We start from the raw sequence: 12377 nt of genomic DNA, 5'->3' as shown, positions 1-12377 counted from the left end.
AGGAGGAGAGCGGATGTCCGAGGACACCGATCCGAAGCGGGCGGCCGACGCGGAGGCACCCGCTGCCTCCGAGACGGAAACCCCGGCCCCGGCGCCCGCGGCGCAGGTGAAGACCGTATCGCTGAAGCTGTCCACGCTGGGCTTCGCGGCCGCGGCGGTACTGCTCATCGCCGGCATTATCACGACCACCACGCTGTGGGTGTCCGCGCGCGGCGATCTGCAGGACCGCGACAATCAGGCCGCCGACGACAAGCACGCCGAACAGGTGGCCTCCGATTACGCCATGGGAGCGGCCAACCTGAACTACGCGGACTTCAATGCCTGGACCGCACGCCTGAAGAACAACACCACGCCCGCGCTGGCGAGCAAGTTCGACGCGACCGGTTCGAAGCTGCAGCAGATCCTGGTGCCGCTGAAATGGACGTCGAGCCCGACCCTGCTGAGCTCGCAGGTCGTGGGCCGCGACAACGGCGTGTACAAGGTGAACGTCTATCTGAACGTCAATTCCACCAATGCGCAGAACCCGGACGGCGTGCTGACCACCGTGTACTACACGGTCAATGTCGACCCGAAGAGCGACTGGAAGGTCACCGACGTCGGCGGCATCGACCTGCCGCTGCCCAAGCAGTAACCGGCACAGCCCGAGCGGTAATCAGCAGCCGGGCTGGAAGAAGGCCCGCACATACCCCGCCGACTGGCGGATGTACATCCACGTCCAGAACTTCGGCCCCGAGTCGCTGGGGCTCGCCACCATGGTGAGCTGCCCGTGGAAACACTTCTCGACGATGTACCGCGCCCGCGACACGTGCGGCGTGTACGTCACCACGATGATGTGTTTCCACCCTTGGGCTTTCGTGAGCCGCTGGATCTCCTCGGCCTCGCCCCGCGTGCTCCACGGATCGGGCACGAAGCAGTACACGGTGAAGTCGAATTTCCCATCGCAGTACCGGTCCATGTTCGGGTCGTCGGCCCCGGTGGACCGGGAGATCACGAGCTCCTTCGCGTACCCCTCCTGCGCCAGCTTCAGCCCCACGTCGAAGCGTGCGTACGCGGTGCCGCCCAGCACCACGATGGCGTCGGCCTGCCGGAGCGCATCCACTTGCGGATACACGTATACCGGTAGTCCGGCGCACGCGATTCCGACGATCAACGCTGCCAGTGCTGCGACGACCACGGCGATTCGCCGGAACCCGGGCACGCCTCAGACGGTACCCGTCCGTCCTGAGAAGACCCTCGAGGCAGACTGTGTTGCGTAGCTGTGCAAGGCATGTCACACAGAGACGAGGAGTCCGGCATGGAGCTCGGATTGCACTACTGGACCTATTCGACCCCCGCCGCACCGGAACGGATCGCGTCCACGCTGACGCAGACCGCGCGGATCGCGGAGCAGGCGGGTTTCGCGGAATTCACGGCCATGGATCACTACTTCCAGATGGAGCATCGCGGCACCGCCGACGAGCCCATGCTGGAGGGGTACACGACGCTCGGCTATGTGGCGGCGGTGACCGAGCGAATGCGGCTGTCGCTGTTGGTGACCGGCGTGATGTACCGGTATCCGGGCCTGCTCGCCAAGATCGTCACCACCCTGGACGTGCTGTCCGGCGGTCGCGCGCAGCTGGGTATCGGCGCGTCCTGGTACGAGCGGGAGCAGCGGGCGCTGGGCGTGCCCGTGGTGTCGATGTCCGAGCGTTTCGAACGCCTGGAGGAGACGCTGCAGATCTGCCTGCAGATGTGGAGTCCCGACAACGGCCCGTACAAGGGGACCCACTATCAGCTCGCCGAAACCCTGTGCGTGCCCGCGCCGTTGAGCAAGCCGCGGCCCCCGATCCTGATCGGCGGCGGCGGTGAGAAGAAGACGCTGCTGCTGGTGGCGCGATATGCGGATGCCTGCAATCTGTTCGCCTCCAGCCCGGAGGACGTCTCCCGCAAACTCGATGTGCTGCGGGCGCATTGCGACGCCGAGGGCCGCGACTACGACGCCATCCGCAAGACGGCCGTCTACATCGGGGAGTCGCCGCTGGACAACGCGGACCAGGTGGTCCGGGACGCCGAGAACTACCGCGATCTCGGCATCACGCTGCTGAATTTCATGCCCGACGGCGATCCGTCCGTCTACACCGAGCAGTTGGCCGAACGCCTGGCGCCCCGGCTGGCGTCGATCTAACCTGTCCGTCCGGCGCGGCAGCCGGGTAACATCGCGCGCGCTTGCTTCACCACATGGAGGACCCGTGCCTGCGAATCCGACTGCCGCTGAACTGCTGGCGACCGTAGCGGCCTCACCGGAGGCGGTGGCGGCACACGACCGCGCCGCCTGGGTGGGGCTGTTCGCCGAGGACGGCACCGTCGAGGACCCGGTGGGTGCGCGTCCGCATCACGGGCGTGCCGCCATCGAGCGCTTCTACGACACGTTCATCGCGCCCAACGGCATCGTGTTCGATGTCGCCAATGATGTGGTGTCCGGTATGACGGTCTTCCGGGACCTGACCATCGCCACCACCATGTCCACCGGTGTCACCCTGCACGTCCCGATGCATCTGCGCTACGACCTGGCCGAGGCCGGGGACGCGCTGAAAATCCGTGCCCTGCGCGCGCATTGGGAGCTACCCGGCATGATCGCGCAATTGCTGGGTTCCGGGGTGCAGGGTCTGCTGGCCGGTGCGAAGCTCGGCCCGCAGCTGCTGAAGAATCAAGGTGTCGGCGGCGCAATGGGTTTCCTGCGCGGCCTGCGCAGTGTCGGTGCGAAGGGCCGGCACGCGGCGGGCGGACTGCTGGATGCGCTGGGGCGCGGCGATGCCGCCGGCGCGCGGGCGGTACTGGTGCCCGTGCCGCGGCTGGAGTGGGCGGGGGACGGCGCCTTCTCGCTGGAGGATTTCAGTACGCGGGTGAAGGGTCTGCGCTGGAGCAAGCCGATCGCGGCCGGCCGCACGGTGACGGCCACGGTGGAGACCCGGCAGGGCCGGGGCGTCGCGGAGGTCGACTTCACCGAGCGCGGGCACCGGATCGAGTCGGTGCGAATCTTCGTGTCGCCGAGCTAGTCCCGGGCTCCCACGATCGCGGCGAGTGGATCCTTGCTGCTGAAGGAGCTGCCGCCGGCCGCACCGACCACCTTCCCGTGCACGCTGATCAGCCATTGCCCGCAGACGCATCGCAGGTATTGCACGGAACGATGTGAGGAGACGGCGGTGGGGGAGGGCCAAGCGCAGGACGGGCATTCGGCGATCATCACCACATACTGGTCGCAGGGCGGGTGGCTTGCCATGATCGACACGCCGCGAGAACCGCAAAACGATTGCGACAGATCAGCTGACGCTGACGCGTCCCTTGCGCACGGCGGATGGGGTTGTGCCCCACCAACGCTGGCAGCAGCGAGTGAAAACGGACTGTTCCGACAGGCCGAGCAGTGACGCCACCTGGCTCATCGGCATATCCGTGGTGGTCAGATAGCGCACCGCCGCCGCCCGGCGCACCTCGTCCAGCAGGGTTGCGAACGATGTGCCCTCGGCCGTGAGCCGCCGCTGCAGGGTGCGCGGGTGTACCGCGAGCAACTGTGCGACAGAGCCGATTTCGGGTGGCGCGGTGCCGAGCAGTTTCTGCAGCGCGATCCGCACCCGCGGGGTGAGGGTGTCGGCCTCGCCGCCCGACTGCCCCGCGAGGAAGTCCATGGCGAGCCGGTGCAGATTCTCGTCACCGCCGGACAGTGCCCGGTTGGCCAGGCTGCCCGGGACCCGCAGCAGCGCCGCCGGTCGTTCGATTCGCACTGGCGCGCCGAAGAATTCCTCGTAGACGGCGATCGGCGCGATCGGGCGATACGGGAGTTCCACCGAGCGCAGGCCGTAGCGGTCCTCGGCCAGGCGCTGAATCGTGTGGTGTACGAACGCCAATCCGAGGTCGGTGCCCTGAACCGGTGTCGGCACACCGGGAGTCGTGACGCCGTAGCGCAGCGCGATCACGCCGCGGTCCCCGTACGGATCCGGCTCCATGGTGAGACTGAGCGAGCGCGCGTGTACGAACAGGTAGCGCGAAGTACAGGCCAGCACATCGGCGAGGGTCGGGGAATTGCGGATGGCCAGCGCCAGCGAGCCGAGCATGTCCAGCTCCTGCCGATGCGAGATGCGCAGGCCGAGATCCGGGCAGCCGAGCCGATCGGCGGCCAGCTCCAGCACTGCGCCGACGGCCTGATCGGAGACCAGCAGATCGTCGGTGTCCAGCGCGGCGATCGGCAGGCCGCACAGCGTGACCAGTTCCTCCGGATCGGCGCCGAGTTCGGTCACGGTGCTGCGAAAGCCGCGTAGCCCGGCGGACCTGATCACCGACATGTCGTCTAGCATCAAATAACTGTCGTGCAGAGTCAAGAAACCGGGTGACGCCCGCAACAGACTGGAAGGCATGAGCGAGCGCAGCGAGCGACCAATGGATACAGCCGCGACAGCGCTCCTGCCGGAGCCGAGCGCCAGCGAGGTGGAGGCATGAGCGCTGTGACCGAACTTCCCGAGCACCTGGACGTCGTGATCGTCGGCGCCGGACTTTCCGGCATCGGCGCCGCCTATCGACTACAGAGCGAACACCCCGGCCGCAGTTACGCCATCCTCGAGGCGCGTGACTCGCTCGGCGGCACCTGGGACCTCTTCCGGTACCCCGGCATCCGCTCGGACAGCGACATGTTCACCCTCGGCTACCCCTTCAAGCCGTGGCGCGACGCCAAATCCATTGCCGACGGGCCGTCCATCCTGCGCTACATCGGCGAGACCGCCACCGAGAACGGCATCGACCGCCACATCCGCTTCGGTACCAAAGTGGTTGCCGCCGAATGGGACAGCGCCGCCTCCCGCTGGACACTCACCCTGTCCGTGACCACCGCCGACGGCGCCGAGACCCGCACCCTCACCTGCGGTTTCCTCTACTCCTGCTCGGGCTACTACAACTACGAGCACGGCCACCAGCCCGACTTCCCCGGCCTCGCGGACTTCGCCGGCACCGTGGTGCACCCCCAATTCTGGCCGGAGGACCTGGATTACGCGGGCAAGAAGGTGGTCGTCATCGGCTCCGGCGCCACCGCCGTCACCCTGGTCCCGGCCATGGCCGAGCAGGCCGAACTGGTCACCATGCTGCAGCGCACGCCCACCTGGATCTCCGCGGTCCCCGGCCGCGACAAGCAGGCCGACAAGATCCGCGAACTGCTGCCGCCCAAGCTGGCGCACCGCGTCATCCGCACCAAGAACATCCTGTTCAATGTCGGCTTCTACCAGTACTGCCGGCGCCGGCCCGAGGCCGCCCGCAAGCTGCTCACCGGGCTCACCACCCGAATCCTGAAGGACGAGAAGCTGGTTGCCGAGCACTTCACGCCCTCCTACAACCCGTGGGATCAGCGGCTGTGCGCGGTGCCGGACGCCGACTTCTTCAAGGCCATGCGCAAGGGCAAGGCCGAGGTCGTCACCGACCACATCGAAACCTTTGTGCCCGAGGGCATCCGGCTGAAGTCCGGCCGGGTGCTGGAGGCCGACATCGTCATCACCGCCACCGGCCTGCAGTTGCTGGCCTTCGGCGGCATCGGCCTCACCGTCGACGGCGCGCCGGTGGACCTGTCCGAACAGTTCGTCTGGCAGGGCACCATGCTCACCGGCGTACCCAATTTCGCGGTCTGCGTCGGCTACACCAACGCCTCCTGGACCCTCCGCGCCGACCTGACCTCCCGCCTGGTCTGCAAGGTCCTCACCTACATGGACCGCAACGGCTACACCGCCGTCGTCCCCTCCCCGCAAGGCGCCCTCACCGAACGCCCCCTACTCGACCTCGCCTCCGGCTACATCCAGCGCTCGATCGGCGACTTCCCCCGCCAGGGCGACCGCCACCCCTGGCGAGTCCGCCAGAACTACCTCCTGGATTCCGCCACCACCATGCGCACCGACCTGAGCAAGACCCTGCGCCCGGTCCCTGCGGCGAAGACCCTGCAGCGGGTGTGAGGTTCCGCTGCACAGCAACGGCTGTTGCTGTGCAGCGGCCGCGCCGGTCTGAATCCGGTGGCCGGTGGCGAGAATTTGCGTCCGTGGTCGTCGCTGTCGAACGGCGACCCGGTCTTGCCGGGCACTTGTCGGTACTCGATAGAGTCGGTCGTATGAGTTCCAGGCGCAGGATTGTGATGGCGGCGGTGACGGCCGTCGCGGTCGCGGGATCGATGGTCGCGGTCGGATCGTTGCGCGCGGGCTCGGCGTCCGCGGATGCGCCGGCGGGGATCGCGGGGCAAGCGCCGCTGGATCTCTGGACGGTGCCGAGCGCGCCGGCCGAGTCGGCGACCTTGATCGTTGCCTACAGTTTCGGGAATCGGATTCCGGCGGGCGTGGATTCGGCGCGCACGATCGGGGAGCCGGGGCCGGTGAACGAGGAGCTCGCGGCGGCCGTGGTGGCCGCGCGGGGGGATCGGGACGTTCCCGCCTACGCGCAGACCGAGATCGCGGAGGTGCTGCGGTCGCGGTACGGGATGACCGATGTGATCTCCATCGATCCGGATCGCGCGGCGGATGGCACGCTGATCTATCTCTCGACCGACGGTGTGGCCGCCAAGGTGGCCGAGCTGCGCGGGGATTCGGTTGCCACCGATCATGCGGCCGTGGTGGCCTTTCACGATCACCAGTGGCGTGCCACCCGGACGACCGCCAAGCACGGATTCGACGCCTTCGCTCCCGCCGGAGTGGCGATGCCGGATCAGTACGATCCGCAGTCGGGGCAGCCGTGGACGCGGAGCGCGCTGGTCTATCTGCCGACCGATTTCGCCGGGCGGCTCGCGCTGCTGCGGTAATCACGCGGTTGAGCCGGTGCGAGGTTTCGATTCGAGTCCTCGGCCCGATGTCCATCGGTCATGCTGGCGCCCGTGAATACGACATTCGGCGGTGGCTTCCTGCTGCCCGCGCCGGAGCTGGAACCGTCCCGGGAAACCTGCCATGGCCCCGCCCCCGCGGCGCCGGAATCACCGCGCTGCCGAAATCGGGCGCGCCGTATATCGGCCCCGGCAAGGGCCGGAAGTGTTGGCCTGCAACGGGTTATGCATGCTTCGCACGCTGCGAAGACCCGCCCGTGTGATGAAGTCGACAGTGCCGCGCAGCAATTCGCAACCGCGGCACTGCGAGTGGTGCTGGAAGCACTGGACGGCCGCCGTAACCCGCAGCAGCTGCGGCCGCTCGCCGAACCCACCGTGATTGCCGCGGTACGTACCGTGGCCGCGACCGGCGCGCCCGGCAAGGGGCTCGGCGCCGCGACGCTCACCAGGGTCGATGTGATGATGAGCGGTGCGGCGTCGGCGGAAGTCTGTGCCGCCTACGATCGCGGGGCGCGCCATTTCGCGCTCGCCGCGCGCATTGTCCGCGGTCGTTCCGGGTGGCGGTTGACCGCATTCCGGGCTTGCTGAAGACCGGCCGGTCTCTGCGGTAATAGCAGAATTGTCTGATCTCAGCGAATTCTAATCGCGCCTGGTTTGAAACCTGGTTCCCGCGGCATTAACATTTCGGCGAATAGCGGCACCTCACACGTGGAAGGGCAGTCCATGGCGAAGAAAGTCACCGTAACGCTGGTTGACGACTACGATGGCGAATCGAAGGCAGACGAAACCGTCTTTTTCGCGATCGACGGGAATGAGTACGAGATCGATCTGTCGAACAAGAACGCCGGCAAGCTTCGCGAGTCCCTGGAGAAGTGGACCGATAAGGCTCGCAAGGTCGGTCGCTCCAGCAAGCGGAAGGTGACGCCCGGCGGTCGCACCCGCCCGGCCGTGGACCGCGAGGAGAGCACCGCGATCCGCGAGTGGGCCCGCGGCCAGGGTCACCAGGTTTCCTCGCGCGGCCGTATCCCGGCCGAGATCGTGGAGGCCTACCAGCGCACCAAGAAATAGCGCAGGAATATTCCCCGCCACGGCGGTGAGAATTGGGAAGAGCCGGTGGGTACCCACCGGCTCTTCCCATATCCACCAATCATGTGATGATTCGGGACGCCGCAATTGCCGCGGGTCAGGCGGCTCGCAACAGTGCGTCGCGGGCGGCCGGGAGTTCCGATCGGACGCGTTCCAGCAGCAGGCGCGCGCGTTCGTGATGCACGGTGGCGGCGGCCGCATCACCCAGCGCCTCGGCGAGGGCGGCCAGGACGGTGTCCATCGGGCCGAATTCGGTAATGCCGGTTTCGATGCCGATCACCGTGCCGGTATGCGGCGCCAGATAGTCGTACAGCACCCGCATCTCCGCGGTATCGCCGAGCTCGACCGCGGCCACGGCCCGCAGCGCGGCCATCAGCACCGGATACAGCCCCGTGCGAATCGGATCCGCGCTCTCGAACACACTCCGCGCCCGCTCGCGGTCTCCAGCGTGCAGCAGCGCCAGCGTGTACGCCTGCGCCCAGGCGGCCGGCAGCGCGGCATACCCCTCGGCGAGCCGATCCAGCAGCACCGAGAGATCACCCCGCGACCAAGCGACGGCGGCAGCGCAGAACAACTCGGAATCGGCCTGATTCGGATTCCCCGCCGCGATGGCCCGGGCAGCGAACTGCTCGTACAGCCGCGCCGCCACCCCCACATCCCCCCGCAGCAGCTCCATGGTGGCCGCGAAACAACTCACCATATCCAGCAACTGCTGCAACTGCCCCTCATCGGCATACTCCACCGCAAGCGCGACCCGCCGCCCCGCCTCCCGCAGATCGGCCTCCGCCACGGCGGCCCGATACGCCAGATAATGCGCCAGCGCCTGATACTCCGCCAGCCCCGCCCGCGCCGCCGTCCGCTCCAATTCCACTGTGAGCCCGGCAAACTCGTCCCCATACTGATGCTGCAAATAAGCCATCGCATCGATAGCCGCACACAACAACTCCGCATCCCCCACCCTCCGAGCCAACCCCAACGCCAACTCCGCCAGCCGATGCCCAAGCCCTGACTCCACCAGCCCAGTCTCGAACGTCGCCGTCACCAACAACCGCACCAACACCGCATCATCGTCCCCACCCCCGGCCGCCCCGATCGCCGGGACGGCATCCCGCGCCGCCACCGAGCCACGTTCCGCCGCCGAGTCACGCTCCGCCACTGAACCACGCGCTGCCGCCGAGTCACGTGCTGCCACTGAATCGCCTCCCGCCGCTGAGACGGAGTCGCGCCCCACCCCAGAGACGTGTGGCGCCGCCGAACCACCCGCCGCCTGATCCTGCAGCGCTGCCGAGTCCCACGCGGTGTGCGTGTCGTGTATCGATGCCGAATCGCGTGCTGCCACCGTATTGCCCGGCATGGTTGAGGCGCGGGTTGTTATCGCTTCATGCGGTGTTGCCGAATCGTGGGACCATGCTGCGTCGCGGGCATGGATCGAAATGCGTTCTGCTGCGGTAAGACTCGGGGCTGCGGCTTGGAGGGTGTGCCGGGCGGCGAGGAGGTTGTGGGCGGGGAGGTCCGGGGCGCCGGGGTAGGCGGTGAGGAGGGGGAGGGTCCAGTCGGGGGCGCCGTGGCGGGCGAGGGCCTGGGCGAGGGCGCGGCGGATGCGGTGGTCGGGGTTGCGCCATTCGCGGATGGCCCAGATGACGGGGGCGCGCCAGCTGGTGAGGGCGCGGGTGCGGAGGTCGTCGTCGTTCAGGCGGTCGGCCAGGTCCAGGGCGAGGCGGCGCTGGGCTCGGGCCTCACGGTGGCGGTTGTCGTAGGCGAGGGCGGTTACCAGCAGGCAGCGCACTTCGAAGAAGGCGAGGCGGTCGGCGCGGTCCGCGTGCTCGGCGCCGTCGCCGGCCAGTTCGTGCAGGTCGACGGCGGCTTGCAGCAGGCGGACGGTGGCGCTGCGCAGTTGGCGGGCCATGCGGCGTTCGGCGGCGGCCCGCACGTATCCGAGTGCGCGCCGGGCGGTTTCGGAGCTGGCTCCGCGAATCGCGTGCCAGGCCAGCACATCCGGGTCGCGGGCGACGGCGGGGTGGGCGTCGGCGTGCTGTTCCAGCAGTTCCAGTGCGGTCCAGTGCATGCGGCCGCGGCGCAGCGCCGGAATGCCGAGATACACCGCGTCCCGTAGCAGTTCGTGCTGGAAGCGGATGCTGCCGGTGCTCCCGGTGGTCACCAGCCCGGCGGCCTCGGCGGCGGCGATCAGGTCGATGAGCGCGTCCTCGGCGATTCCGGAGGCCAGGCTCAGAATCCCCAGCTCGACCTCGGCGCCCCAGATCGACGCGTGCCGCAGCACCTCGGTGACTCCGGTCGGCAGTTGCGCGATGCGATTGTCGACGAGTTCGCGAATGGAATCCGGCACTTCTTCCAGCGGCAGGGGCTCCCGCCCGCCGCCCCGCGCCGCGGCAAGTTTCGCCAATTCCCTTACGAACAGCGGATTTCCGCCGGTCCGAGTGTGCAGCTGCGCCAGCAGTTCGTCCCCGATGGTGGTCAGTCCCGCCGCCATTGCCGCCTGCCGGGTCGCCATCGCATCCAGTCCGCTCAACTCCACCCATGTCGCGGTGTACCGGGCGAGGGCGGCGGCGGTATCCGCGACGGCCGGTCCGCCTTCGCATCGCCGTACGGTGATCAGGATCAGCACGGGTTCGTCCCGCAGCCAGTTCGCCACCTGCCGCAGTACCTGCAGCGTGGCCGTATCGGCGCGGTGCACATCCTCGAGCAGCAGCGCCACCTGTCCGGAAGCCGTTGCCCGCCTGCATTGTTCGGTCACGGCGCGGGAGATGGCGAAGGCGTCGCCGCCGGTGGGTATGGCGGTGAGGTCGGTGTCGTCGAGTTCGGCGAGCAGTTCGGACCAGGCCCAGGCGGTGGGTGCGCCGTCGATTTCGGAACAGCTGCCGGCGGCGGTGGTCCAGCCCGTGGTGGCCAGGGTGGTGAGGGCGGCTTCGGTCAGGGTGGTCTTGCCGATTCCGGGCGGCCCGGTGATCCAGGCCAGTCGCAGCCGGCCCCGGCGAGCGGTCTCGGCGATGTCGAGCAGTTCCGACAGCTGGCTGGAATACCCAGTGCTGCTGGTCTTTTCGGTGCCGGCCTGGGCGCCGTCGGCGGTCGCGTGGGTGGCGGTGATGAGTTCGATCGGAATGCGGGAGGGCCCGCCCGCCGGAGTGAGGTCGGCGGAGTGATTGAGTATCGCGACTTCCAGGGTGCGCAGCGCGGGCCCGGGGTCGACGCCGAATTCGGCGCCGAGGAATTCGCGGGATCGCCGAATCGTGGTGAGCGCTTCCAGTTGCTGGCCGAGCCGATATTGCGCGAGGGCCAGCAACCGGACGATGCCCTCGCGCCCCGGATGGTCCTCGACCAGCTGCCTCAGTTCCAGTACCACTTCGCCGGGCCGCCCGAGTTCGAGTTCGGTCTGCGCATTGAGTTCGACGGCGGTGAGATACAGGTCGGTGAGCCGGTCGGCTTCGGGTGCGGCCCAGTCGGCTTCGGCGAAGGCTTCCAGTGCGGGCCCGCGCCATTGGGTGAGCGCGGCATCCAGGAGGGCATTGCGGGCGAGTGGATCGGGCCGGGTTTCAGGGTTGCCGAGAAGTTCCTGATAGCTTCGCAACTGTTCTTCGAAATGCCAGGCGTCGACGGCCTTCTCGGCGATCTTCAATGCGTATCCGGACGATTTGGACACGATGAACCTGGATGGCGCCCGCCGCGGCCGGTCGGGTTCGAAGAGTCGCCGGAGGGTGTGGATGTGTACCTGCAGCACCGAGGCGGCCTTCGGCGGAGGTTGCCCGGACCACAGATCGTCGATGAGTCGTTCGGTGGTGACGACCTGGCCGTGAGCGACTATGAGGCGGCCCAGCACATTGCGTTGCATGGGCGTGCCGAGGGCTACTTCGCGGCCTGCGACGGACAGCTGGAGGGGCCCCAACACTCTGAGCTCCGCTCCGGTCATCAGCGCCCTCCTCGGCCCCGCGGCAAACTGGACGTTTGCTAGAAGAAGGCCACTATCCCGCAAAAAGTCGGAGACGCCAAAAGGTTGCTCAATTGTTGTTAAAGCGTTATGAACGCGTAAAGAGGCCAATCAAACCGTGTGGTACGGAATTTCATTCGTGATGCTAACAGTAAGCGGGGGTCGCACAACTGGACCGGAAGTGAACCGGAAGAGACGCGTCGGATACTTTCGGTTGGAAGCAACCTGAAGGAAGGGGTTGGTCGTCATGCACCAGCAACCGCATTTATCACGTGGATTCGGAGAGCCCGGAGTCGAACCCGAACGGGCGGGGTACTACGTCGACCGCGACGGCGACATCTGGGAGAAGCAGGAAGACGGCTGGCGGCTGGTATTGCAGCGGGGCGTCGAGGTCGACCCGATGTCCCTGTGGGACTGGACGGACGGGCACGTCCGCGACTACGCGCCTTTCACCCCGATGGTCGGCGCCGGCCGCTGAAACGATCTCACCGAGGCGGGTTGTGATCCGATACGCGGCGATTAGTGTGGAGGACGGTTTAG

The 12377-nt window shown here is 67.7% G+C and carries 12 protein-coding genes; 8 read left to right on the top strand and 4 right to left on the bottom strand.

The window, feature by feature from the left end:
• The first annotated feature begins 13 nt into the window (after nucleotides 1–13).
• On the top strand, nucleotides 14–631 hold the full coding sequence (locus ACH438_RS30475) for a hypothetical protein (protein WP_397011387.1): 618 nt from the start codon (nucleotides 14–16) through the stop codon (nucleotides 629–631).
• Nucleotides 632–652: 21 nt separating this feature from the next.
• Here the strand turns inward: ACH438_RS30475 and ACH438_RS30470 are convergent, their stop codons facing one another.
• Entirely contained in the window at nucleotides 653–1198 is a 546-nt protein-coding gene (locus tag ACH438_RS30470) for a YdcF family protein (RefSeq protein ID WP_397011385.1), read from the bottom strand.
• A 96-nt stretch (nucleotides 1199–1294) separates the two neighbouring features.
• On the opposite strand from ACH438_RS30470, the gene ACH438_RS30465 reads away from it, so the two are divergent.
• Together ACH438_RS30465 and ACH438_RS30460 are read left to right on the top strand one after the other, a co-directional pair.
• Nucleotides 1295–2164, top strand: a complete 870-nt coding sequence (locus ACH438_RS30465; RefSeq protein ID WP_397011383.1) for an LLM class F420-dependent oxidoreductase — start codon at nucleotides 1295–1297, stop codon at nucleotides 2162–2164.
• Nucleotides 2165–2228: 64 nt separating this feature from the next.
• Nucleotides 2229–3035, top strand: coding sequence for a nuclear transport factor 2 family protein (locus ACH438_RS30460; RefSeq protein ID WP_397011381.1), 807 nt, complete (start codon nucleotides 2229–2231; stop codon nucleotides 3033–3035).
• Here the strand turns inward: ACH438_RS30460 and ACH438_RS30455 are convergent.
• Together ACH438_RS30455 and ACH438_RS30450 are read right to left on the bottom strand one after the other, a co-directional pair.
• The gene (locus ACH438_RS30455) at nucleotides 3032–3259 is read right to left on the bottom strand and encodes a hypothetical protein (RefSeq protein WP_397011521.1); all 228 of its coding nucleotides are present in this window, start codon (nucleotides 3257–3259) and stop codon (nucleotides 3032–3034) included. The genes ACH438_RS30460 and ACH438_RS30455 overlap by 4 nt on opposite strands.
• A 40-nt stretch (nucleotides 3260–3299) precedes the next feature.
• Nucleotides 3300–4316, bottom strand: coding sequence for an AraC family transcriptional regulator (locus ACH438_RS30450; protein WP_397011379.1), 1017 nt, complete (start codon nucleotides 4314–4316; stop codon nucleotides 3300–3302).
• 150 nt (nucleotides 4317–4466) lie between these two features.
• Between ACH438_RS30450 and ACH438_RS30445 the strand changes: the two genes are divergently transcribed.
• The 4 genes from ACH438_RS30445 (at nucleotide 4467) to ACH438_RS30430 (ending at nucleotide 7879) form a co-directional block, all read left to right on the top strand.
• Nucleotides 4467–5960: a flavin-containing monooxygenase gene (locus ACH438_RS30445; protein WP_397011377.1), complete on the top strand. Its 1494-nt coding sequence runs from the start codon at nucleotides 4467–4469 to the stop codon at nucleotides 5958–5960.
• A 152-nt stretch (nucleotides 5961–6112) separates the two neighbouring features.
• Nucleotides 6113–6793 carry a hypothetical protein gene (locus ACH438_RS30440; protein WP_397011375.1) on the top strand — a complete coding sequence of 227 codons (681 nt, stop codon included), beginning with the start codon at nucleotides 6113–6115 and terminating at the stop codon, nucleotides 6791–6793.
• A gap of 60 nt (nucleotides 6794–6853) precedes the next feature.
• Nucleotides 6854–7399, top strand: coding sequence for an Rv3235 family protein (locus ACH438_RS30435; RefSeq protein WP_397011373.1), 546 nt, complete (start codon nucleotides 6854–6856; stop codon nucleotides 7397–7399).
• A gap of 135 nt (nucleotides 7400–7534) precedes the next feature.
• Complete coding sequence (locus ACH438_RS30430; protein ID WP_397011371.1) at nucleotides 7535–7879, top strand: Lsr2 family protein; 345 nt, start codon at nucleotides 7535–7537, stop codon at nucleotides 7877–7879.
• Nucleotides 7880–7994: 115 nt separating this feature from the next.
• Here the strand turns inward: ACH438_RS30430 and ACH438_RS30425 are convergent, their stop codons facing one another.
• The gene (locus tag ACH438_RS30425) at nucleotides 7995–11819 is read right to left on the bottom strand and encodes a BTAD domain-containing putative transcriptional regulator (protein ID WP_397011369.1); all 3825 of its coding nucleotides are present in this window, start codon (nucleotides 11817–11819) and stop codon (nucleotides 7995–7997) included.
• A 265-nt stretch (nucleotides 11820–12084) separates the two neighbouring features.
• On the opposite strand from ACH438_RS30425, the gene ACH438_RS30420 reads away from it, so the two are divergent.
• Nucleotides 12085–12315: a hypothetical protein gene (locus ACH438_RS30420; protein WP_397011367.1), complete on the top strand. Its 231-nt coding sequence runs from the start codon at nucleotides 12085–12087 to the stop codon at nucleotides 12313–12315.
• Nucleotides 12316–12377: the final 62 nt, after the last annotated feature.

The organism is Nocardia sp. NPDC020380 (assembly GCF_044386975.1).
Taxonomy (GTDB): Bacteria; Actinomycetota; Actinomycetes; order Mycobacteriales; family Mycobacteriaceae; genus Nocardia.
The sequence above is the reverse complement of the archived record's forward strand: the minus strand, read 5'-3'. Positions and strand labels throughout refer to the sequence as shown.